16 protein-coding genes and 1 pseudogene are annotated in these 22,550 nt (G+C 62.5%); 12 read left to right on the top strand and 5 right to left on the bottom strand.

The features are described from left to right. The first annotated feature begins 133 nt into the window (after positions 1–133). A complete protein-coding gene (locus HB860_RS03980) occupies positions 134–889 on the top strand; it encodes a YciK family oxidoreductase (protein WP_139435573.1) in 756 nt (251 codons plus the stop codon). A gap of 87 nt (positions 890–976) precedes the next feature. Next, positions 977–1,861, top strand: a complete 885-nt coding sequence (locus HB860_RS03975; protein WP_139435575.1) for a LysR family transcriptional regulator — start codon at positions 977–979, stop codon at positions 1,859–1,861. Between the two features lie 74 nt (positions 1,862–1,935). Here the strand turns inward: HB860_RS03975 and HB860_RS03970 are convergent, their stop codons facing one another. Then, on the bottom strand, positions 1,936–3,108 hold the full coding sequence (locus tag HB860_RS03970) for an MFS transporter (protein WP_043128994.1): 1,173 nt from the start codon (positions 3,106–3,108) through the stop codon (positions 1,936–1,938). Positions 3,109–3,270: 162 nt separating this feature from the next. Here HB860_RS03970 and HB860_RS03965 point away from each other — a divergent pair, with 162 nt between their 5' ends. Then, entirely contained in the window at positions 3,271–4,413 is a 1,143-nt protein-coding gene (locus HB860_RS03965) for a MalY/PatB family protein (RefSeq protein WP_247625797.1), read from the top strand. Between the two features lie 122 nt (positions 4,414–4,535). Then, entirely contained in the window at positions 4,536–5,864 is a 1,329-nt protein-coding gene (locus HB860_RS03960; RefSeq protein WP_247625796.1) for a TAXI family TRAP transporter solute-binding subunit, read from the top strand. Positions 5,865–5,942: 78 nt separating this feature from the next. On the opposite strand, the gene HB860_RS03955 is transcribed toward HB860_RS03960, so the two are convergent. After that, the gene (locus tag HB860_RS03955; RefSeq protein ID WP_247625795.1) at positions 5,943–6,851 is read right to left on the bottom strand and encodes a LysR family transcriptional regulator; all 909 of its coding nucleotides are present in this window, start codon (positions 6,849–6,851) and stop codon (positions 5,943–5,945) included. A 169-nt stretch (positions 6,852–7,020) separates the two neighbouring features. Between HB860_RS03955 and HB860_RS03950 the strand changes: the two genes are divergently transcribed. The 3 genes and pseudogenes from HB860_RS03950 to ygjK form a co-directional block, all read left to right on the top strand. Then, positions 7,021–8,277, top strand: a complete 1,257-nt coding sequence (locus tag HB860_RS03950) for an adenylosuccinate synthetase (protein ID WP_139435583.1) — start codon at positions 7,021–7,023, stop codon at positions 8,275–8,277. A 57-nt stretch (positions 8,278–8,334) separates the two neighbouring features. Continuing rightward, positions 8,335–8,649 carry a helix-turn-helix domain-containing protein gene (locus HB860_RS03945; protein WP_432612667.1) on the top strand — a complete coding sequence of 105 codons (315 nt, stop codon included), beginning with the start codon at positions 8,335–8,337 and terminating at the stop codon, positions 8,647–8,649. Positions 8,650–8,860: 211 nt separating this feature from the next. After that, positions 8,861–11,329: pseudogene (gene ygjK / locus HB860_RS03940) on the top strand (alpha-glucosidase); the annotation flags it as partial. A gap of 87 nt (positions 11,330–11,416) precedes the next feature. Here the strand turns inward: ygjK and tyrS are convergent. Then, positions 11,417–12,616, bottom strand: coding sequence for a tyrosine--tRNA ligase (tyrS, locus tag HB860_RS03935; RefSeq protein ID WP_247625840.1), 1,200 nt, complete (start codon positions 12,614–12,616; stop codon positions 11,417–11,419). 114 nt (positions 12,617–12,730) lie between these two features. On the opposite strand from tyrS, the gene HB860_RS03930 reads away from it, so the two are divergent. The 3 genes from HB860_RS03930 (at position 12,731) to HB860_RS03920 (ending at position 17,520) form a co-directional block, all read left to right on the top strand. Next, a complete protein-coding gene (locus HB860_RS03930; RefSeq protein WP_247625794.1) occupies positions 12,731–14,050 on the top strand; it encodes a peptidoglycan DD-metalloendopeptidase family protein in 1,320 nt (439 codons plus the stop codon). Between the two features lie 314 nt (positions 14,051–14,364). Beyond that, a complete protein-coding gene (locus tag HB860_RS03925; protein WP_247625793.1) occupies positions 14,365–15,474 on the top strand; it encodes an anhydro-N-acetylmuramic acid kinase in 1,110 nt (369 codons plus the stop codon). Between the two features lie 780 nt (positions 15,475–16,254). Beyond that, positions 16,255–17,520: a RidA family protein gene (locus tag HB860_RS03920; protein ID WP_247625792.1), complete on the top strand. Its 1,266-nt coding sequence runs from the start codon at positions 16,255–16,257 to the stop codon at positions 17,518–17,520. A 95-nt stretch (positions 17,521–17,615) separates the two neighbouring features. On the opposite strand, the gene HB860_RS03915 is transcribed toward HB860_RS03920, so the two are convergent. Together HB860_RS03915 and tkt are read right to left on the bottom strand one after the other, a co-directional pair. Then, positions 17,616–18,077 carry a hypothetical protein gene (locus HB860_RS03915; protein ID WP_247625791.1) on the bottom strand — a complete coding sequence of 154 codons (462 nt, stop codon included), beginning with the start codon at positions 18,075–18,077 and terminating at the stop codon, positions 17,616–17,618. 324 nt (positions 18,078–18,401) lie between these two features. Beyond that, entirely contained in the window at positions 18,402–20,393 is a 1,992-nt protein-coding gene (gene tkt, locus HB860_RS03910; protein ID WP_139435601.1) for a transketolase, read from the bottom strand. Positions 20,394–20,734: 341 nt separating this feature from the next. On the opposite strand from tkt, the gene metK reads away from it, so the two are divergent. After that, the gene (gene metK, locus HB860_RS03905) at positions 20,735–21,886 is read left to right on the top strand and encodes a methionine adenosyltransferase (protein ID WP_005330558.1); all 1,152 of its coding nucleotides are present in this window, start codon (positions 20,735–20,737) and stop codon (positions 21,884–21,886) included. A gap of 68 nt (positions 21,887–21,954) precedes the next feature. After that, positions 21,955–22,482, top strand: a complete 528-nt coding sequence (locus tag HB860_RS03900; protein ID WP_247625790.1) for a SprT family zinc-dependent metalloprotease — start codon at positions 21,955–21,957, stop codon at positions 22,480–22,482. Positions 22,483–22,550 lie beyond the last annotated feature (68 nt).

Here is a 22,550-nt window from a genome sequence, read left to right as displayed (position 1 = left end):
GCCAATTCAGGCTAGCGCCCTGTTTTCTTCACATTTTTGCCGTCTCATACTGGTCAACGGCAGGGCCGGATCAGTACACTTGCCTCCTCTATTGTCGCGCCCATCCGTCACGGATTTGTTAACAGGAGTGCACATGCTCGATTATCAGGCCCCCCGGGATCTGCTCAAGGACAAGGTCATTCTGGTAACGGGTGCCGGTGACGGCATCGGCCGCGAAGCGGCGCTCACCTATGCCGCCCACGGCGCTACCGTGGTGCTGCTCGGGCGCACCAGCGCCAAGCTCGAGGCGGTCTACGACCAGATAGAGGCGGCCGGTCACCCCCTGCCCGCCATAGTCCCTGTGGACCTGAAAGGGGCCACCGCCGCTCACTACCGGGGCATGGCCGAGACCTTCGCCCAGCAGTTCGGCCGCCTCGACGGCGTGCTGTTCAATGCCGGCCTGCTCGGCACCCTCTCCCCCTTCGAGCACATCCAGGAGAAGGAGTGGGACGAGGTGATGCAGGTCAACGTCAAATCCGAATTCCTGCTGACCCAGGCCCTGCTGCCCCTCATTCGCCAGACCGCCAAGGAGCACGGCGAGGCCTCCATCGTCTACACCTCCTCCAGCGTGGGACGAAAAGGGCGCGCCTACTGGGGCACCTATGCCATCTCCAAGTTCGCCGTAGAGGGCATGATGGAAGTGCTGGCGGACGAGCTGGAGAATACCGGGGTGCGGGTCAACACCCTGAACCCGGGCGGCACCCGCACCAGGATGCGGGCCAGCGCCTTCCCGGCGGAAGATCCCCAGTTGCTGAAGACCCCGGCCGACCTGATGCCGCTCTATCTCTATCTGATGGGGCCGGACAGCCGTGGCAAGACAGGCCAGACCTTCGTGGCCCAGCCCAAATAAATCAACAAACTAACCAGATAGGGTTAAAGTGAAGAGGGGTGCCAGTCGCGCCCTGTTGAATCCCATCGGCCCCTGACAGGTTGCACTATGTTTCGTCCCAAGAGCACGTTTGAGCAATGGCGGATCTTCCAGGCCGTGGTGGACTGTGGCGGTTACGCCCAGGCCGCAGAGGCGCTGAACAAGAGCCAATCCTCCCTCAATCATGCGGTCGCCAAGCTGCAACAGAGCCTGGGGCTGGCCCTGCTGGAGGTGAGGGGGCGCAAGGCGGTGCTGACACCGGCGGGGGAGATCTTCCTCAAACGGGCCCGTCAGCTCAGCCAGCAGGTGGAAGAGCTGGAGAACCTGGCCAACAACCTGGAGCGCCAGTGGGAGCCGCAGATCAACCTCTATGTCTCCGCGCTGCAGCCCAGAGACCGGCTCTACCGGGCGCTGGCGCACTTCCACCCCCGCAGCCGGGGTTGCCGCATCAATCTGCACGAGCGGATCCATTGCCACTTCAATGCGCTCCAGGTGGGGGATCTGATGCTCTCCGAGCACCTGCCCCACGATCGCACCGGCCTGCCGCTGGACGAGGTCTGCCTGCTGCCGCTGTGCGCGGCCGGGCATCCCCTCGCCGGGCAGGAGGAGCCCATCACGGCGGAGCTGCTCGCCAGCCATAACCAGATAAGCCTGCACCCGCCCATCCACCGCTCGGTGGACTGGAACGATGCGGACGACACCGGCTGGAAGGCGACCCACTATCACGAGGTGCTCAGCATGGTGCGCCTCGGCCTTGGCTACGCCTGGGTACCTGGCCACCTGGTGCGGGAGGAGCTCGCCAGCGGCGCCCTGGTGCAGCTCGATCTGGCCGGCGGCAGCGAGCGCTACCTCTACACCTACCTGCTCACCCCCTCCACCGATGCCCTGGGCCCGGCGGCCGAGCTGCTGCTGCGCTGCCTGCGCAACGAATACCAGGCCGACAACGGCAAGTAATGCTCCGCCGGCCACCACGGCCGGCCTCTTCTTATGCCGCCGGCGTCAATGCCGCAGTGCCCGCCAGGGGCGCCTCACACATTGGGCACCCGCCAGCAGGCGGCCAGCGCAGCCAGCGCCAATGCGGTGGCCACCATGAAGACCCCGTGAAAACTCCAGATCTCCGCCACGGTCCCCGCGATGGCACCCGCCATGATGGAGCCGGTGCGGATGCTGTTGGCAAACAACGTGGTCGCCACCCCGGCCCGACCCGGCATCAGATCCTGGAAATAGGACATGCCGATGCCGGCGACTATGCCGATGAAGATGGCGTTGAGCAGCTGCAGCGCGATGAGGGCCCCCTGGCTCGACAGCGTCACCAGGCCGGCGTAGAAACCGACCCCGGCCAGCACCGCCAGCAGCATCATGGGCCGCTTGCCAAAGCGCCGGGTGTAGTAACCCGCCAGCAGCATGAAGGGGATCTCCAGGGCCGCCGCCGTGCCCATCAGGATGCCGGCCAGCTTCTCCTCCAGCCCCAGCTCGCGGGTGATGTAGAGCGGCATGTTGATGAGGTACATGCTGTTGCAGGTCCACATCAGGGTGGAAGCGATGAAGAGCGCCCGCACCGAAGGATCTCGCCAGCTGCTGACCCGCTCCCCCCCGCCCTGGCTGCTCGGCAGCGGCAGGGAGGGCAGCCAGCGCCAGACCACCAGGGCGCAGATCAGATAGGCCAGGGCGGAAGCCAGATACATCACCTCGAAGCCGTAGCCGATGGCGAGCGCGAAGGCGGCCGGCGGCCCTATCACCCAGGCCAGGGAGAACTGGGCCCGCAGCACAGAGCTGAACATGTCCGCCCGCTTGTTGCGGCTGTCGGCGTATTCCCGCGCCAGGGCAAACAGCTGGGGGCTGGCGGTGGCGGTCAGGCTCGCCAGCACCACCCCCAGGCTCACCAGCAGCCAGTATTGCCGGTTCCAGGCAAACAGCAGGGAGAGCACTATGCCAGCAAGGCAGCAGCGCAGGATCAGCTGCTTGCGATCCCCCCCGTTGTCGGAGCGATGGCCGAGCCACTGGCTGATGAGGATGCCGATCACCGCGTTGACGGTATAGAAGAGCCCCACCAGGAAGGGGCGCACCTGTACCTCTTCGGCCAGAAACAGGCTCAAGGTGGGCACCTGGAGTGCCACCGCCACCCCGGTCATGAAGGTCACGGCGAGGAAAGAGAGAGAGACGGGATCCGGCCTCTTGCGGGCAGCACTCAGCAAACTCATAGAGATACCATTGATATGGAAGAGAAAAGGAAGCCAGAAGCCGGCGGATGTACAGCATGACGGCGATTATTTTATGCGATTATCAACAGCCACCTCAAGGCTTGCGAGGCCACGTCCAAGTCCGTACATTGGTAAACCCTCTGGCCAGTACAAGGATTTCACATGTTTGATTTTGATCGGGAGATAGATCGCAGCGGCACCATGAGCCTGAAGTGGGACAAGTACAAGGGTCAGGATGTCATGCCCATGTGGGTGGCCGACACCGATTTCGCCTCGCCCCCCGCCGTCATCGAGGCCCTCACCGCGCGGGTGGCCCACGGCGTCTTCGGCTATTCCCGCCCCTCCCCCCCGCTGATCGAACTCATCATCACCCGTCTGCAGCAGCGCTATGGCTGGACCATATCCCCGGAGTGGCTGGTCTTCCTGCCGGGGGTGGTGCCCGGTCTGAACCTCGCCTGCAAGGCCTGGAGCCAGCACGGCCGTGGCATCATCACCCCCAAGCCGGTCTATTACCCCTTCCTGCAGGCACCGGGCTTCAACGATCGCCCCCTGCTGACCGTCCCCATGATGGAGGAGGCCGGACGCTGGGTGCTGGATCTGGAAGAGCTGGAGCGCCAGGCTCCCTCCGCCGACCTGCTGCTGCTGTGCAACCCGCAGAATCCGGGGGGCACCGTCTTCACCCGCGAGGAGCTGCTCGCCATCGACGCCATCGCCGAGCGCCACAATCTGGTGGTCTGCTCGGATGAGATCCACTGCGATCTGCTGCTGGACAAGGATGCCCGCCACATTCCCTACGGTGCCCTGAACCCGTCGGCCGCCGAGCGCTCTGCGGTCATGATGGCGCCGAGCAAGACCTTCAACATCGCCGGCCTGTGCTGCTCCTTCGCCGTGATCCCCAACCCCCGCCTGCGGCTCAAGCTGCAACAGGCGATGCGCGGCATCAGCGCCGACGTCAACCTGCTGGGCTTTGTCGCCGCCGAGGCGGCCTACGAGGGTGGCGAGCAGTGGCTCAGCGAACAGCTCGACTATCTGAGGGCCAACCTGGCGCTGATCGAGCAGGCGGTGGCCCGCTGGCCTGGCGTCAAGCTGGCAAAGAATCAGGCGACCTATCTCGCCTGGATCGATGTGAGCGCCCTCGGGCTGGATGATCCCGTCGCCTTCTTCGAGCAGGCGGGGGTCGGTCTCTCCCCGGGCGCCCAGTTTGGCGACGGCCAGTTCGTGCGCCTCAACTTTGGCTGCACCCGGGCTCGCCTCATCCAAGCCTTGGCGCGCATGGAGAAGGCCATTCTCCAGCGCACGATCTGACAAGGAGTCCCCTTGACGGGAATGGTGAAAGCCATTCAGGTTCACATCTGATATAGATAAGATGTGACACATGACGGGATGAGCCTGGCTCATCCTTTTTTCAGCCATTGTTCCGGTTCACTATGCACCCACGAGCCCTGCGTCACCTGTCGCGCCTGTCACTTGCCGCCCTGCCCTGGCTGGCGGCCATGCTGGCACAGCCCCTCTCGGCCACCCCCGCCTATGTCACCATAGGCACGGGGGCGCTCAACGGCGTCTACTACCCCACGGGGGGCGCCATCTGCCGTCTGCTCAACGACGACAGCAGCAACCACGGGCTGCACTGCACCGTGCAGAGCACCTCGGGCTCCATCGCCAACCTGGCCGCGCTGGCCAAGGGCGACATCCAGCTGGCGCTGGTGCAGTCGGATGTCCTGTACCATGCGGCCCACGGCAGCGGCCCCTTCGCGGGCCAGAGCCCGAACGCGCAGCTGCGCAGCCTGCTGCGGCTCCACAAGGAGTCCCTGACCCTGCTCGCCAGCGCCACCAGCAACATCACCACCCTGGCGGACATCGAAGGCAAGCGGGTCGATCTCGGCGCCCCCAACTCCGGGGACAGGGTCACCAGCCGGGCACTGCTCGACGCCATGGGCTGGCAGGAGAGCCAGTTCGCCGTGCCCCCCGTCGCCTCTGCAGGCAACCGGCTGGAGGGGCTCTGCAACGGCACCCTGGATGCCGCCTTCCTGGTCGCCGGCCACCCCAACCAGGCAATAGGCGATCTGACCGGTCGCTGCCAGGCCCGCCTCATTCCCATCGAGGGGGAGCAGGTCGACAAGCTGCTCAAGCAGTATCCCTACTATGAGCGCAGCCGCATCGGCGCCAACCTCTACCCGGGGCAGACCAGCTCCGTCGCCACCTTTGCGGTGACCGCCGAGCTGGTGGCCGAGGCCAGCCTGCCTGAAGATCAGGTGCGCACCCTGCGCGACGTGCTGAGCCGCAATCTCAAGCAGTTCACTCGCCTGCACCCGGCGCTCACCACGCTCACCCCCGAATCCATGCAGGCGGGAGACATACTCCCGCTCCACCCCGGCATGCTGGATGCCACGCCGACCCTGTTGCCCGACGCTCCCTCCGGGGCCGAGGCCACCTCGGGGGCGCTCCCCACGGCGCCGTCCGCCCCCACCAGTGCGGCCACCCCGCTGGAAGGAGCTGAGGTGCTGCCGGAGCAACCCGCCGGCGCCACCCTGCCGGCCAGTTCGGATGCGGTGACGACCGAACAAGCCCCGGCACTGACCACGCAACCTACGCCGGCAGAGGCAAGGTCGGCGCAGGGCAGCGAGCCGGACGCGGCCGGGATCACCACCCCCTCGGCGGCAAAGGGCACAGCGCAAGCACCGACCGAGGCGCCCGCACCGGGCAGCCCAAGCGGTGCCTCGCCGCTCACCGGCGAGACGCCTGCCTCCGCCCAATGACGGGGAGAGCACAATGCAAGAGGCCACCCAAGGGTGGCCTCTTGTCATCCGGATGTGCGCCGACGAGCGGCGCCGGGCCTATCCCTTGGGAAGCGGCAGCGAGTCCGGGCGCTGGATCTCCTCCTCCACCCAGTGCAGCAACTGCTTGATGGCCCGCGACAGCACCTGGTTCTGACGCACCACATACCCCAGGCTGGTGCCGGGGAAGTCGGTGAGCCGGGTCACCGGGGCGGTGAGCTTGAGCCGCGGATGGAGGGAGAAATCCGGCACTATGGCGACGCCAAAGCCCGCCTCCGCCCAGTCGAGCTGGGCATCCACGCTGCCCACCTCCATGATGCGGCAGCTCGGCAGCCCGAGCAGGGGCAAGGAAGGGTCGATCAGTGCCCGGGTGCGGGTGTCGTGCCCCAGCAGGATGAGGGTGGGCTCGTCGAGGGGATCGCTCTCCCCGGCCTTGGCACGGGCCTGCCAGCGGGTGAGCCCCTGCCCCAGCGCGCACCAGGTCACCTGCTGCAATTCGGTGTAGAAGAGCGGCTCGCTGCGCTTTTGCGCCATCACGAAGCCGAGATCCGCCTTGCCCGCCCTGACCAGATCCGCCGCCTGATCCGAGGTGGTGTTGAACAGGGTGAGATCGATGCCGGGAAAGGCCTGCTTGAAGCGCTGGAACGGCTGGATCAGCAGCAGGCGCGAGATGATGTCGCTGGCGGCGATGGCGAGCGTCCCCTGGCTCAGCTGGCTGAGGGCGTTGAGATCGGACTGGCAGAGCTGCAACTCGTTGATGGCGCGCTCGGCGCTTTGCAGCAATCGCTCCCCCGCCTGGGTCAGTCGAAACGGGCTGCGTTCAATCAGCTTGACCCGGGTGGCCTGCTCCAGGTTCTTGAGGTGCAGGCTGACGTTGGGCTGGGTCATGTGCAATTCGGTGGCGGTCTGGCCGAAGTGCTGCAGGCGAGCCAGGGTGACGAAGGTATTTAACCAGTGAATATCCAACATGAGGTAACTCTCACCCACGGCCGGCGCGGGGTGGCGCGTCATGGCGGGGCTTTGCCGATAAATTGGCCATAATTATATGACTTACTTATCGGAATTATAAAGATAATTAATTTTTCTAATCCGCACAGGGCTCCTAGGATGGACGCCTAACGTCTTAGGAGAAAGAGTCATGTCGTCTATCGTAGTCGTAGGTGCTAACTGGGGTGATGAAGGCAAAGGCCGCATCGTCGATTATCTGGCAGGCCAGTCCGCCGCCAGCATCCGTTTCCAGGGCGGCAACAACGCCGGCCACACCGTGGTCAACGATCTTGGCACCTTCAAGCTGCACCAGCTGCCAAGCGGCGTCTTCAACCCGGATTGCCTGGTCGTGCTCGGCCCTGGCATGGTCATCAGCCCGGAGCCGCTGACCAAGGAACTGGCCGAAGTGAAGGCCGCCGGCGTGACTCCCAAACTCGCCATCTCTGACAGAGCCACCTTCTGCCTGCCGATCCACGCCCTGGAAGACACCCTGGAAGAAGTCCGTCTGGGTGATGGCGCCTATGGCTCCACCCGTCAGGGCATTGCCCCGGCTTACGGTGATCGGGTCATGAAAAAGGCGATCCTGGTGGGCTGGCTGAAACAGCCGGACGTGCTGGTCGAGCGTATCCAGTTCTTCCTCGACTGGAAACTGCCGCAGCTCAAAGCCCTCTACCCCAGCTTCGAATTCAAGCAGACCGCCCAGGAGATGGCCGACTGGCTGCTGGAAGTGTCCGCCCCCTGGATCGACGCCGTCTGCAACGTCAGCGAGCCGCTCAAGGCCATCCAGGCACAGAACGGCACACTGCTGTTCGAAGCCCAGCTGGGCGCCGGCCGTGACCTCATCTACGGCGAGTACCCCTGGGTGACCTCCTCCCACGTCTCCGGCGCCTACGCCGGCATCGGTGGCGGCCTGCCGGCCCTGCGCCCCGAGCGCGTGATTGCCGTGGCCAAGGCGTTCAGTACCTCGGTCGGTACCGGCACCCTGATCACCGCCATGGAGAACCAGGAAGAGTTCCGCAAGTTCGCCAACGAGTTCGGCGCCACCACCGGCCGTCCCCGTGACATCGGTTACTTCGATGCGGTCGCCACCAAGCAGGGTCTGGAGATCCAGGCTGCCAACGAGATCGCCCTGACCAAGCTGGACTGCCTCTCCGGCATGCCGGATCTGAAGATCTGCGTGGCCTACGAAGGTGCCAACACCGAGAACCCGATCTGGCCGCAAACCGCCGGTCTGAAGCCGGTGTACGAGTCCATGGAAGCCTGGAGCGAAGACATCTCCCACATCCGCAAGTTCGAAGACTTGCCCAAGGCTGCCCAGCACTATGTGCTGCGCATCGAAGCCCTGCTGGGTGTGCCGGTTCCCATGGTCTCCGTCGGCCCGGGCCGCGAGCAGATGATACTGCGCTAAGCCGCCCGCGGCTGTCAGCAAGATGTCAAAACCGGCCTCATGGAGGCCGGTTTTTTTATGGCCGGCCCGCTCCCCGCCGAGTGGCTGACGGACGCCCAGGCCACGCCGCAGCGGAAGCCGCGCCTTGAGATAAGCCCGGCTCTGACATTCTGCTTCGAGCGGGTTTGCTCCATGGCCAGCCGCACGATGAGTCAGACCACCCAAGCCCAGGTGCGCATGAGCCACGCCCTCACCCTGCTGCAACAGGGACTGAACCCGCTGGAGGCGGCCCTCGCCTGCGGTTACGACGCCCCCAGCCGCTTCGCCGCCCGCTTCAAGCAGGCGTTCGGTCTGACCCCCTACCAATATCTGCGCACCTGCCCCCGCAACTGACCCGCAACGCCAAGTAAATAGTTACTAAAAACAACTCCTGTGTAACCTCATGTAACCCGGTGATCCCGATCACACAGTTCCCCGCCCGGAGTGTGACGCAGCGCCAACCTTTCCGCTTTCTTTCCCCTAGAATGGCCATGAAAACGTTTTTACTAAAATAAACACAAAAAAGCACCTTCCTTAACCTACAAAATCGTCATTGTAGCGAGATATGTTTCGTAAAAGTTTACTTTCCATCGCCCTGGGTGTCGCCCTGTTTGGCCTGGCCGCCTGCAACGGCAATGACTCGAATGCCCCGACCCCAGCCGGCGCCACCCTGGCGAACCAGTACAGGAACGTGATCGATCGCACCGGCACCCCGCTCCAGTTCCGTGACTTTGACAGCTACTCCAACCTCAAATACAACCCCCTGCTCGATCTCGGGGCCTGGCACGGCTTCCTGCTGCCCAAAAGCGACAACGAGTGGGGGGGCTTCACCGGCCCCATGGTGATCGCCGAAGAGTACAGCCTCTTCTTCGCCAGCGAGCTGGACAAGCTGACCCTGAGCGATGAGAGCGGCCGTCAGTACCCGCTCACCAGCGCCAGCAAGCATGAGATCTACGCCATCCCCGGCGCCCTGGTGCAGCGCTTCGAGTTCGAGCCCTTCACCCTGGAGCTGGAGCTGCGCTACGGCGATGCCCGCACTGCGCTGATCCGCACCCGTCTGGTGAACAATCAGGATGCGCCCCTCACCCTGACCCTCAACTGGCAGGGGGAGCTGCTCCAGCAGTGGGATGCCAACAAGACGGTCGCCGAGCAGTATCCCGACTGGCGCCGCACCATCAGCCAGAGCGAGCGCGGCGTGGCATTCCAGTTCGGCGAGCTGCGCAGCACCTGGAACATCATGCAAAGCGGCAGCGCCAGCTACCGCATCGATCGCACCCTGCCCAGTCGCACCACCCTCGACGAGCAGGGGCTCGGCTACGTGAGCGAGGCCAGCCTCACCCTGGCCGCCAAGGGCCAGCAGGATATCTACACCCTGCAGAGCTATGTCCACAGCAGTGCTGACGCAAACCGCTTCCAGCAGAGCCGCAACGCTCTGCTGGCCAAGCCTGCCAGCTATTTCGACGACTCCATCCGCCGCTGGGAGGATTACCTGGCGCGCGGCCTCTCCAATCAGGGGATCCCGGAGTCGGAGCGCCGCATCGCGGTCAAGGCGATGGAGACCCTCAACGGCAATTGGCGCTCACCGGCTGGCGCCATCCTTCATGACGGGGTGACCCCCTCCAACACCGCCCGCTGGTTCGACGGTGTCTGGGCCTGGGACAGCTGGAAACACGCCTACGCCATGGCCCACTTCAACCCGGAGGTGGCCAAAAATAACGTGCGCGCCATGTATGACTATCAGGTGCAGCCGGACGATCCGGTGCGGCCGCAGGATGCGGGCATGGTGATCGATGCCGTCTTCTACAACAAGCTCGCCGATCGCGGTGGTGACGGCGGCAACTGGAACGAGCGCGATACCAAGCCGCCCCTCTCCGCCTGGGCCATCTGGGAGATCTACAGCGCCACCAAGGACAAGGCCTTCATCGCCGAGATGTATCCGAAGATCCAGGCCTATCACGACTGGTGGTACAGGGCGCGGGACAACAACCACAACGGCATCATCGAGTACGGCGCCACCCGTCACGTCGAGCACAACGACGAGTTCGGCAACATCACCTTCAAGGTGCGATATGGGAGTGGCGTGCCCGCCGGGCTGGATCTCACCAGCTGTACCGACGAGGGGGACGGCTGGTACGGCTGCGCCGGCATGGCGCTTTACCAGCAGATGCTGAGCGTTGGCGGTTACGACGAGATGGATATCGGCGCCCAGCACGGCGCCGGCTGGGAGTCCGGCATGGACAACGCCGCCCGCTTCGGCTTTATCGAGCAAGACCAGTTACAACGTTATGCCGACAAGGCCTATGGCGGCGACATCGACAAAGCCCGCCAGGACTGGAACGTGGCCTTCTTCGAGAACCATGAAGGCAGTGGTGAGCTGATCGGTTTCTCCATCGATCAGGAGTCGGTGGAGCTCAACGCCTTCCTTGCGAAAGAGAAGCGTATCCTGGCGGACATGGCCGAGCTGCTCGGCAAGCCGGACGAAGGGATCCGCTACCGCGAAGGGGCGACCCAGCTCGCCGGCTATATCAACAGCTGCCTGTTCGATGAGGCCTCCGGCTTCTATTACGATCGCCAGATAGCCCAGGGGGATTTGCCCGACGCCAACGGCTGCGTCGGCAAACTGCTGACCGCCCGTGGCCGTGGCCCGGAAGGGTGGAGCCCGCTCTGGGCCGAGGTGGCGGACAAGGAGAAGGCGGCGCGGGTGCGCGAGGTGATGCTCAACGCCCGGGAGTTCAACACCAAGGTGCCGCTAGGCACCGCGGCACTGACCAACCCGGCCTACGACCCCGATATCTACTGGCGCGGCCGGGTCTGGCTGGATCAGTTCTACTTCGGGGTGAAGGGGCTGGAGAACTACGGCTATCGCAGCGATGCCCAGCTGCTGGTCAACAAGCTGTTTGCCAACGCCGAGGGGCTGGCGGGCAGCGGCCCCATCCGCGAGAACTACAACCCGGAGACCGGCGCCATGCAGGGGGCCAGCAACTTCAGCTGGAGCTCGGCCCACCTCTATATGCTCTATCGCAACTTCCTGAAGCAGAGTGACACTGCCGGGTCCCCAGCCCAAAACAGAAAGGCCTCCGCTAGGGAGGCCTTTCTTATGGCGGCGCCAGGGGCTGGCGACTTACTTGACGGTCACCCGGGCAAACTTGCGCTTGCCGACCTGATAGACGGCGGTGCCGGCGCCGACCAGCGCCTTGCCATCCTCCAGCTTGTCGCCATCACGCTTGACCGCGCCCTGCTTGATCATCCGCAGCGCCTCGGAGGTGGTCTCCACCAGACCGGCATCCTTGAGCAGGTTGGCGATGGCCAGCCCTTCCCCTTCCAGGGCCAGTTCGACCTCAGGCATCTCGTCCGGGATGGCGTTCTTGGAGAAGCGCTGAGTGAAGTCTTCGTGGGCCGCTTCGGCCGCCGCTTCGTCGTGATAGCGGGTGATGATCTCTTTGGCCAGCCAGATCTTCACGTCGCGCGGGTTGAGAGTACCGGCAGCGATGCCTGCCTTGAACTCTTCAATTTCAGCCAGCGGACGGAAGGAGAGCAGCTCGTAGTAGTTCCACATCAGATCGTCGGTGATGGACATGATCTTGCCGAACATCTCGCCCGGGGCATCGTGTACGCCGATGTAGTTGGCGGCGGATTTGGACATCTTCTTGACGCCGTCCAGACCCACCAGCAGCGGCATCATCAGCACGCACTGGGCGGCCATGCCGGCATCTTTTTGCAGCTCGCGGCCCATCAGCAGGTTGAACTTCTGATCGGTACCACCGAGCTCGACGTCCGCCTTCAGCGCGACCGAGTCATAGCCTTGCAGCAGCGGATAGAGGAATTCGTGAATCGCGATGGATTGGCCGCCGGTGTAGCGCTTTTTGAAGTCGTCGCGCTCCATCATGCGGGCCACGGTCTGCTTGGCCGCCAGCTTGATCATACCGGTCGCGCCCAGCTCGCCCAGCCAGCTGGAGTTGTACTCGATGCGGGTCTTCGCGGGATCCAGGATCTTGAACGCCTGCTCCGCATAGGTGAGGGCGTTGTGCTTGATCGCCTCTTCGGAGAGCGGCGGGCGGGTGCTGTTCTTGCCGGAGGGATCCCCCACCATGGCGGTGAAGTCGCCGATCAGCAGGATGATCTCGTGGCCCAGATCCTGGAAGGTCTTCAGCTTGTTGAGGATCACGGTATGACCCAGGTGAATGTCCGGAGCCGTCGGGTCCATCCCCAGCTTGATGCGCAGCGGGCGCCCTTCCTTCAACTTGGCGACAAGTTCTTCTTCAACCAGAATTTCTTCCGCTCCGCGCTTGATCTCGGCTAGCGCCACCTCGAGCTGGGACATTTTTTGACTCTCCAATCACGATTCCACAGGGCCAGACATATTACTGGAATGGCAGGCCAATTGGAAAGGCGGTAAACTCCGACCTTCTTCTGGGTTCAACTTCGTCAGCTTCTCATGGTCATTTGGCACGCCTTCAACTCTCTTCCTACCTGGCACCGCAAGATGGTGCTTATTCTGAGCATCCTGGTGATGATGCTGGCGGCCTGGCCAAGCGAACAGGCGGTCGCCACCCGGGTCGATGACAACGGCAACGAGCTTGCCCTGCGCCAGCCCGCCGACGCGGCCGCAGCGACCGATGAACTCGAGGCCGCGCAGCCCCTCACCCCGCCCAAGCCGCGCTACATCACCAAGCAGGTGAAGGTACGCCGGGGCGATAACATGGGGGTCATCTTCCAGCGCATCGGGCTCAATACCACGGATCTGCACCTCATCGATCAGCTCGACGGCAGCGATCCCCTGCGCATGCTGCAGCCGGGGCAGGAGCTCACCTTCAAGCTCACCGAACAGGGCGAGCTGCACAGCCTCTACTACCCCCACAGCCTGGAGCAGGCACTCAAGGTGGGCCGCAAGGACGACGGCTTCGTGGCCAGACCGGTGCGCCTTGAGCTCGACACCCGCGAGCAGGTGGCGAAGGGGGAGATCCGATCCAGCTTCTGGGGCGCCGCCAGCGAGGCAGGCATGACGGAGGATCAGATCATGGATCTCGCCGCCATCTTCGGCTGGGACATCGATTTTGCCCAGGACCTGCAGCCGGGAGACAGCTTTCGGGTGGTCTACGAAGACAAGTACCAGGATGACGAGCGAGTGGCCTCCGGCGACATCCTGGCCGCCGAGTTCATCAACCAGGGGGCCATCTATCGCGCCGTGCTGAACCAGGATGGCAACTACTACACCCCGGAAGGCAAGGCGATGCGCAAGAGCTTCCTGCGCGCCCCGGTCAACTTCAAATACATCAGCTCCAACTTCAATCCGCGTCGCCTGCACCCGGTCACCGGCAAGGTGCGCCCCCACAACGGCATCGACTACGTGGCCCCCGTGGGCACCCCCATCATGGCGGCGGGCTCGGGCAGCGTGGTGGCCGCCGGTTACAACCAGTTCAACGGCAACTATGTCTTTATCAAGCACGCCGGCAACTATGTGACCAAGTACCTGCACCTCTCCAAGCGCACCGTGAACAAGGGGCAGCGGGTGAAACAGGGGCAGACCATAGGCCTCTTGGGAGGCACGGGCCGGGTCACAGGCCCGCACCTGCACTATGAATTCGTGGTGGGCGGCGTGCACAAGAACCCGCGCACCCTCACCCTGCCCCAGGCCGAGACCCTCACCGGACGGGCGCTGGCCAGCTTCAAGGCCGAGGCCAGACCGCAACTGGCCAAGCTCGACAGTAACGAGCTGCAACTGGCACAGAACAAGCGGGACAGCAACGGCAGCTAAGGCCAGAGGGGCTGGCGGGATAATGCCCCGCCAGCCCTTTTTATTCAGCCCACTCTTGGCAACCAGATTGAGGAGAGCTCATGGCTGAGCGTTATATCGGATTAAGGTCGGGCACCAGAATATGGCATGGCATTGAGGCCGTGACCCTATTCCCCAATCTCCAGCTCTCTATCACGACCCGCAATTGAGGAGACACCATGGCTGAGCGCTATATCGGATTGATGTCGGGTACCAGAATATGGCATGGCATTGAGGCCATGACCCTATTCCCCAATCTCCTGCTCTCTATCACGACCCGCAATTGAGGAGACACCATGGCTGAGCGCTATATCGGATTGATGTCGGGTACCAGCATGGATGGCATCGATGCCGTGCTGGTCACTCTGGATGGGGAAACCCTTCGGGTGGAGGCGGCACTCTGCCACCCCTGGCCAGAGGCAACGGCCCGCGAGCTTCACGCCCTCTGCACCCCAGGGGAGAACGAGATAGACCGCATGGGGGTGGCCGACAACCTAGTAGCCCGCGAATTTGCCGCCGCCACCCTGGCGCTGCTTGCCAAGGCCGGGCTTGAGCCCAAGGATATCCGCGCCATCGGCTCCCACGGCCAGACAGTGCGCCACCGCCCCCAGCTCGGCTTTACCCTGCAGATCGGCAATGCGGCCCTGCTGGCTGCCTTGACCGGCATCGATGTGGTGGCCGATTTTCGCGCCCTGGACATGGCCCTCGGCGGTCAGGGGGCGCCCCTGGTGCCCGCCTTCCATCAGGCGATTTTTGCCAAACCCCATGCCCTGCGGGTGGTGCTGAACCTCGGCGGCATCGCCAACATCTCTGTGCTGCCGGGCCAGGCCGACGGCGTCTATGGCTTCGATACCGGCCCGGCCAACACCCTGCTCGATGGCTGGTATCGCCGCCATCAGCCCGACGGCGGCAACTACGACGCCGGTGGCCAGTGGGCGGCCAGCGGCCAGCTTGTTCCCGAGCTGCTAGCCAAGCTGCTGGCTCACCCCTACTTCGCCGCCCTCGCCCCCAAGAGCACGGGACGGGAGATGTTCACCCTGGAGTGGCTAGACCACGAGCTGGCAGGCACGGCATACGCCCCGGTGGATGTGCAGCGCACCCTGCAGGCGCTGACCTGCCACAGCATAGTCCGCCAACTGCCCGCGGTGGATGAGACGCAAACCAGGCCAGAGCTGTTCGTCTGCGGCGGCGGCGCCCACAATGGCCCCCTGCTGGGGGAGCTCGCCGCCCTGTTGCCCCGCTGGCGCCTTGCCAGCACGGCCGAGCTGGGGCTCGCCCCCGACTGGGTGGAAGGAGCGGCCTTTGCCTGGCTGGCACAGCGTTTCGTGACGCGCCAGCCCGGTAACCTGCCCGCCGTCACCGGCGCCAGCCGACCGGCTGTGCTCGGTGCCCTCTACCCCGCCTGAGCGGGCAACCTGCGCACACGAACAGAGAGGGCGGCATATGCCGCCCTCTCTGTCATTGTCCGGCTCTGTCGTCAGCCGTTATCGACCTTGTTCATTCCCCTTCTATTTCCCGCTGCAATTTCATTGCATAAATCTGGATGTCATATGCAGCCCGTATTGGTTGATTACGGCGGCTCGCTTGCGTCAATGACATCGTCGTCATGCAGCCTGGGTGAATGATATTTCCCGCCGCTGTTTCAAGGGTCGAAAACGGACACTGGCTAGCATATTTTTAAGGTCGCTGACAGCCCCGTCCATGGGCATAAAATGCATAGCCATTCATATTTAAATGCATGAACAGCAAAATATTGCCGATGATTAACCCTTTATTCACAGAATTGATCAACGTCGATCCGGCACAAACCCACGCACTGCGGCCATTTCCCTTATAAGGCGCGTTATGACATCCGGCCAGCCGTTATATATGGTGAATTGAACCACATTTTAGCTATATTTCAGAGCATTGAGCCACTTCATAGAAATGCGATCCCGGTTTGCATCCCCTGGTCGACCCCCCATAGAATCCCCCTGTCTGAATCATCAACCCGATCCATTTCTTCATCAGCCGTTCGCCCACGCAGGCGACGTCGAAGCAAGACTCGAAACAGCGATGACTGTTTTCCGTATCACCCGTCGTCATTCGTCGGGAACGGGCAACTGTTGCCGAAATAAAGCGAGACGTGCGGCAATCGAGGAGGGAAGGCGTTGACCCTACATCAATAAAGAGAAAGGAGTATCGCCATGAGTGGTACCATCATCAAATCCGCCAGAAATACCCCCAATGCCCCCCAGGATCTGGGCCCCAGCACCCAGAGCGTGGCCTTCTCCCACTACAACAATATTGCCGCCCAGCTGCCGGTCGATCCCAGGACAGGCAAACTGGTGAGTGGCGATATCCAGACCCAGGCCAGACAGTGCCTGACCAATATCAAGGCCATAGTCGAGAGCATCGGCCACGTCATGGACGACATGGTGAAAGTCACCCTCTTCCTCAAGAACATGGGAGATCTGGAGGCGGTCAACGCCGTTTATCGGGAATTCTTCCCCCGCAACCTGCCGACCCGTACCGTGCTGGCCGTGGCCGCCCTGCCGCTAGGCGCCGCCATTCAGATGGACGCCCTGCTCTCCAACGGGGAAGGTACCTTCCCGCAGGCCCCCTGCCCCCTGATCAAGCTCGCCCGAAACAGCTGCCGGGCGCCGGCCGACCCGCTCTCGACCCATACGGTGGCCTTCTCCCACTACAACAATATCGGTGCCCAGTTGCCGGTGGATGCCGCCACCGGCCAGCTGGTTGCCGGCGGCATCCAGGAGCAGGCGGCCCAGTGCCTGCGCAATATCAAAAACGTGCTGGAGAGCATAGATGTGCCCTTTGACGATATCGTCAAGGTGACCCTCTATCTGACCAGCCTCGCGGATCTGGAGGCCGTCAACGACGTCTACCGCACCTTCTTCCCCGACTCCGCCATCGCCCGCGCCGTCGCCTATCTGCCCGCCCGCAGCGTGATCGCGGCCTCTGCCCTGCCCATGGGCGCCCGGGTGCAGATGGATGCGGTCATCTCCCACGGTGACGGCACCCCGCCCCAACTGGTGGAAGACAGGCACAACCTGGTGATCCGCGCCCGCAACACCGACCAGGCACCACGCAGCCCGCTCCATAGCCAGAGCGTCGCCTTCTCCCACTACAACCATATCGCCGGCCAGCTGCCGCTCGACATGGCCACCGGCAAGGTGCTGACCGGCTGCATCAAAGAGCAGACCGCCCAGTGCCTCGGCCATATCAAGACCATCGTCGAGAGCATCGGCCATGTGATGGACGATATCGTCAAGGTGAATATCCAGGTGAAGAACATCGAGGATCTGGACACAGTAAACGCCATCTACACCAAATACTTCCCGAGCTATCTGCCGGCCCGTACCGTCATTGGCGTGAGCGAACTGCCCGCCGGCGCCCTGATCCAGATGGATGCCGTACTCTCCAATGCGGAAAGTACCCCGCCGCAAGCGTAAGGGTTGTTGCTAATGACAAAAAAGACACCGGCTTAGGCCGGTGTCTTTTTATCGGGTGTCAATATTGACGACCTTATGCTTAAAACTGACCTGTATTATCCGAGAATCTGTTTAAGCTCAGCTTCTTTCAATTTAAAAATCTCATACTCCCGCACATTTCTGCTCTTGGCGGCAGTGATCCATTGCACGCCGGTTTCATCGGCATGTTTAAATTCCAGTCTGAATACGTATTTTGCACTGGTGGCCATCGCCATCACCATACCTGCCAGAAAAGCGACTGCGGGAAGAAATAACGTCATTCCCTTTCCCTGCGCTTCAGTCGGTATAAAGTAAAATAGGATACTTGATGTGATTAACCCAAATAACAACATGTTTGTCAGTTTATCTTTCCATGTAAGTTCTTTTACTTGTACATCGGAGATCCGATTCAAATCATACGAATCAGAATTTATCTTCAGCTTTCCCTCTGACTTATCAATCAATACAGAACAAGCCATTGTAAATACTCCATCTTTTTTTAAAAAACTAGATATCACCTGATTAACTTCAAAAACCATTCACTACAATGTTAGGTCGACAAAATAACTCGCCAGTCCTATATCACTGGAAATAATACTGCATTTAACGCAGATTAATCTCCATTCAGACGCATAGAATATTACAAGCAGCACCATATGGCACCAAAAAAAATATCGTGACATAGCGAAACTTTAGACAGTTAAAATACCCAGTGGTAAACCTGAGTTATTCATCCAGGATGAATCAGGTTGCCTGAAAGAGAATTTTTCTTATAAAAAACGCCCCCCATCTTGCGATGGAGGGCGTTTTATTTTCCGGCTATTGGGCCAGTGCGACCCAATGGTCAGTGATTACAGGGGCTGTTACAGGGATTCAGCGGTCGCAACCACGTTTTCCACGGTAAAGCCAAATTCCTTGAACAGCAGCTCGGCCGGGGCGGACTCACCGAAGGTGGTCATGCCGATGATCTTGCCGCCGAAGCCCACGTACTTGTACCAGTAGTCGGCGATACCTGCTTCGATGGCGACACGCTTGGTGACGCTGGACGGCAGGACGGACTCCTTGTACTCGGCAGATTGGGCGTCGAACACGTCGGTGGCCGGCAGGGAGACCACACGCACGGCGCGGCCCTTGGCGGTCAGCTGCTCGTAAGCTGCAACGGCCAGCTCCACTTCGGAACCGGTGGCAATCAGGAGAAGCTCCGGGGTACCGGCGCAATCCTTCAGCACGTAGCCACCCTTGGCCACATCGGCCAGTTGCTGGGCGGTGCGGTCCATCTGGGGCAGGTTCTGACGGGAGAAGATCAGGGAGGTCGGGCCGTCGGTACGCTCGATGGCGTGCTTCCAGGCGATGGCAGACTCGACCTGGTCACAGGGGCGCCAGGTGCTCATGTTCGGGGTCAGACGCAGGGAGGCGATCTGCTCGACCGGCTGGTGAGTCGGGCCATCTTCACCCAGACCGATGGAGTCGTGGGTGTAGACGAAGATGGCGCGCTGCTTCATCAGGGCGGCCATGCGCAGGGCGTTGCGGGCGTACTCCATGAACATCAGGAAGGTGGCGCCGTAGGGGATGAAACCACCGTGCAGGGCGATGCCGTTCATGATGGCGGACATGGCGAACTCGCGCACACCGTAGTGGATGTAGTTGCCTGCCGCGCTCTCGGGAGTCAGGGACTTGGAGCCGGACCACATGGTCAGGTTGGACGGAGCCAGGTCGGCGGAACCACCCATGAACTCAGGCAGCAGCTTGCCGAAGGCTTCCAGGGCGTTCTGGGAGGCCTTGCGAGTCGCGATCTTGGCCGGGTTCGCTTGCAGGGTCTCGATGACCTTGGCGGATTCAGCGGCCCAGTTGGCAGGCAGCTCGCCAGTGGTGCGGCGCTTGAACTCGGCAGCCAGGGTCGGGTGCGCGGCTTCATAGGCGGCAAACTTGGCAGCCCAGTCGGATTCGAGCTTGGTGCCCTTTTCCTGCGCATTCCACTCGGCGGCGATCTCGGACGGGATGACGAAGGGCGCGTGATCCCACTTCAGGAAGGCACGGGCGGCGGCGATCTCGTCGTTGCCCAGCGGTGAGCCGTGGCAGTCGTGGGAGCCGGACTTGTTCGGTGAGCCGTAGCCGATGATGGTGCGGCAGCAGATCAGGGTCGGCTTGCCGGTCTCGGCCTTGGCGGCTTCGATGGCGGCGTTGATGGCTTCCGGGTTGTGACCGTCAACGGCCGGGATGACGTGCCAGCCGTAGGCTTCGAAACGCTTGGGGGTGTCGTCGGTGAACCAGCCTTCCACGTGACCGTCGATGGAGATGCCGTTGTCATCCCAGAACGCGATCAGTTTGCCCAGGCCCAGGGTGCCGGCCAGGGAGCAAGCCTCGTGGGAGATACCTTCCATCAGGCAGCCGTCGCCCATGAAGGCGTAGGTGTAATGGTCGACGATGTCGTGACCCGGCTGGTTGAACTGCTCGGCCATGGCCTTCTCGGCGATCGCCATGCCCACGGCATTGGTGATGCCCTGACCCAGCGGGCCAGTGGTGGTTTCGATGCCAGGGGCATAACCGTACTCCGGGTGACCCGGGGTGCGAGAGTGCAGTTGACGGAAGTTTTTCAGATCATCGATGGAGAGGTCGTAACCGGAGAGATGCAGCAGGGAGTACAGCAGCATGGAGCCGTGGCCGTTGGACAGCACGAAGCGGTCACGGTCGGCCCACTTGGGGTTGTTCGGGTTGTGCTTGAGGTGGCCACGCCACAGCACTTCGGCGATATCTGCCATTCCCATGGGGGCGCCCGGGTGACCGGAGTTGGCTTTTTGAACGGCATCCATACTCAATGCGCGAATGGCATTGGCAAGCTCTTTACGAGAAGGCATCTGTATCTCCTGCGATTGCTTCATTTGATGGCCAAGATTAAGGCGCGTTATTGTCCCAGCAGGGCGGGCGCGGTGCAAATATTATCTGGGCGAATAAAGTGGCTTTGGGAGCACAATCGCTTTTCTGGCCCGGGAAAACGATTCAATCCGCCCCCTCTCTTACCCCCATCGGGGTGGTTGCCCCCTCAGCCTTGGCCCGGGCGGGTCCAACCCCAAATAGTGCTGGCAATCACCCAGTGACCTAATTAAAATAGACGTCCAGATGTAGATACCTCTACAGATATACTGTCATTTTCCGGTTATGGCCAAGGCGATAACCCCATACGAATCGAGAACCAATCATGGCAAAGCTGTTTACTTCCGAGTCGGTCTCCGAAGGCCATCCCGATAAAATCGCCGACCAGATCTCCGATGCGGTGCTGGACGCCATCCTGGTGCAAGACACCAAGGCGCGCGTCGCCTGCGAGACCCTGGTCAAGACCGGCATGGTGATGGTGGCTGGCGAAGTAACCACCTCTGCCTGGGTCGACATCGAGCAGATCGTGCGCGACACCGTGCGCGAAATCGGTTACACCCACTCCGACATGGGCTTCGATGCCGACTCCTGCGCCGTGCTGAACGCCATCGGCAAGCAGTCCCCGGACATCAACCAGGGTGTGGACCGTACCGATCCGCTGGAGCAGGGTGCCGGTGACCAGGGCCTGATGTTCGGCTACGCCACCAACGAAACCGACGTGCTGATGCCCGCCCCCATCACCTACTCCCACCTGCTGGTGAAGCGTCAGGCCGAAGTGCGCAAGAACGGCACCCTGCCGTGGCTGCGCCCGGATGCCAAGAGCCAGCTCACCTTCGCCTACGACAGCGAAGGCAAGATCCTGGGTGTGGATGCCGTGGTGCTCTCTACCCAGCATTGCGACTCCATCAGCCACAAGGATCTGGTGGAAGCGGTGCGCGAGGAGATCATCAAGCCGGTGCTGCCGGCCGAGTGGATCAACAAGGACACCAAGTACTTCATCAACCCGACCGGCCGTTTCGTCATCGGCGGCCCCATGGGTGACTGCGGTCTGACCGGTCGCAAGATCATCGTCGACACCTACGGCGGCATGGCCCGTCACGGTGGTGGCGCCTTCTCCGGCAAGGATCCGTCCAAGGTGGACCGCTCCGCCGCCTATGCCGCCCGCTACGTGGCCAAGAACATAGTCGCCGCCGGTCTGGCTGCCCGCTGTGAAGTCCAGGTCTCCTACGCCATCGGCGTGGCCGAGCCGACCTCCATCAGCGTCGAGACCTTCGGCACCGGCAAGGTAGCCGAGGAGCTGCTGGTCAAGCTGGTGCGCGAGTTCTTCGAGCTGCGTCCCTACGGCCTCATCGAGATGCTGGATCTCAAGCGTCCCATCTACCAGGCGACCGCTGCCTACGGCCACTTCGGCCGTGACGAGTTCCCCTGGGAGAAGACCGACAAGGCCGCTCTGCTGCGCGACGCCGCCGGTCTGTAAGGCTGGCTGTTGTGATAAAAGGGGAGCCTGGCTCCCCTTTTGCTTATCCGCTACCCGACGAGACCTCGATGTCAGCCACCAGAGTCCAACTCGACGCATCCCTGCTCCAGCTGCTGCACCAGCGGGTCGACGCCTGCTTAGTGCAGGCGGAGACACGCCTCGGCCGCCCCTTCCCGCGCCCGCAGATCCACTGCAACATGCGGGGCCGGGCGGCGGGGTCGGCGCGGCTGCAAACCTGGGAGCTGCGCTTCAACCCGGCGCTCTATCAGGCCAACCAGCAGGCCTTTCTGGCCGAGGTGGTGCCCCATGAGGTGGCGCACCTGCTGGTCTATGCACTCTGGGGGGAAGGGCGCGGCAAGTCGCGGGTGCTGCCCCACGGCCGCCAGTGGCAGTCGGTGATGCGGGAGGTGTTCGGCCTCGCCCCCAACACCACCCACAGCTTCGATCTCGCCGTGCTGGCCCAGCGTACCCATGCCTACGCCTGTGCCTGCCAGCAGCATCAGCTCTCGGTGCGTCGTCACAACAAGGTGGTGCGCGGCGAGGCTCGCTATCACTGCCGCCGCTGTCGCCAGCCCCTGGTGCTGACAGCGGATTGAGTCAACCCGTGTCGCGCCCCTGTGTTAGGGTGCGCAGCTTCTTCATTCACTCGTTTCATTGCCAAGGA

Source organism: Aeromonas genomosp. paramedia (genome assembly GCF_023093515.1).
Classification (GTDB): Bacteria; Pseudomonadota; Gammaproteobacteria; order Enterobacterales; family Aeromonadaceae; genus Aeromonas.
This window is presented reverse-complemented; position numbering and strand designations above follow the sequence as displayed.

Coding starts and splice junctions, on each gene's coding strand:
- HB860_RS03950 (WP_139435583.1), top strand. CDS start 7,021: ATGTCGTCTATCGTAGTCGTAGGTGCTAACTGGGGTGATGAAGGCAAA.
- HB860_RS03925 (WP_247625793.1), top strand. CDS start 14,365: ATGGCTGAGCGCTATATCGGATTGATGTCGGGTACCAGCATGGATGGC.
- HB860_RS03965 (WP_247625797.1), top strand. CDS start 3,271: ATGTTTGATTTTGATCGGGAGATAGATCGCAGCGGCACCATGAGCCTG.
- HB860_RS03920 (WP_247625792.1), top strand. CDS start 16,255: ATGAGTGGTACCATCATCAAATCCGCCAGAAATACCCCCAATGCCCCC.
- tkt (WP_139435601.1), bottom strand. CDS start 20,393: ATGCCTTCTCGTAAAGAGCTTGCCAATGCCATTCGCGCATTGAGTATG.
- HB860_RS03980 (WP_139435573.1), top strand. CDS start 134: ATGCTCGATTATCAGGCCCCCCGGGATCTGCTCAAGGACAAGGTCATT.
- HB860_RS03915 (WP_247625791.1), bottom strand. CDS start 18,077: ATGGTTTTTGAAGTTAATCAGGTGATATCTAGTTTTTTAAAAAAAGAT.
- HB860_RS03900 (WP_247625790.1), top strand. CDS start 21,955: ATGTCAGCCACCAGAGTCCAACTCGACGCATCCCTGCTCCAGCTGCTG.
- HB860_RS03930 (WP_247625794.1), top strand. CDS start 12,731: ATGGTCATTTGGCACGCCTTCAACTCTCTTCCTACCTGGCACCGCAAG.
- metK (WP_005330558.1), top strand. CDS start 20,735: ATGGCAAAGCTGTTTACTTCCGAGTCGGTCTCCGAAGGCCATCCCGAT.
- HB860_RS03970 (WP_043128994.1), bottom strand. CDS start 3,108: ATGAGTTTGCTGAGTGCTGCCCGCAAGAGGCCGGATCCCGTCTCTCTC.
- HB860_RS03955 (WP_247625795.1), bottom strand. CDS start 6,851: ATGTTGGATATTCACTGGTTAAATACCTTCGTCACCCTGGCTCGCCTG.
- HB860_RS03975 (WP_139435575.1), top strand. CDS start 977: ATGTTTCGTCCCAAGAGCACGTTTGAGCAATGGCGGATCTTCCAGGCC.
- HB860_RS03960 (WP_247625796.1), top strand. CDS start 4,536: ATGCACCCACGAGCCCTGCGTCACCTGTCGCGCCTGTCACTTGCCGCC.
- tyrS (WP_247625840.1), bottom strand. CDS start 12,616: ATGTCCCAGCTCGAGGTGGCGCTAGCCGAGATCAAGCGCGGAGCGGAA.
- HB860_RS03945 (WP_432612667.1), top strand. CDS start 8,335: ATGGCCGGCCCGCTCCCCGCCGAGTGGCTGACGGACGCCCAGGCCACG.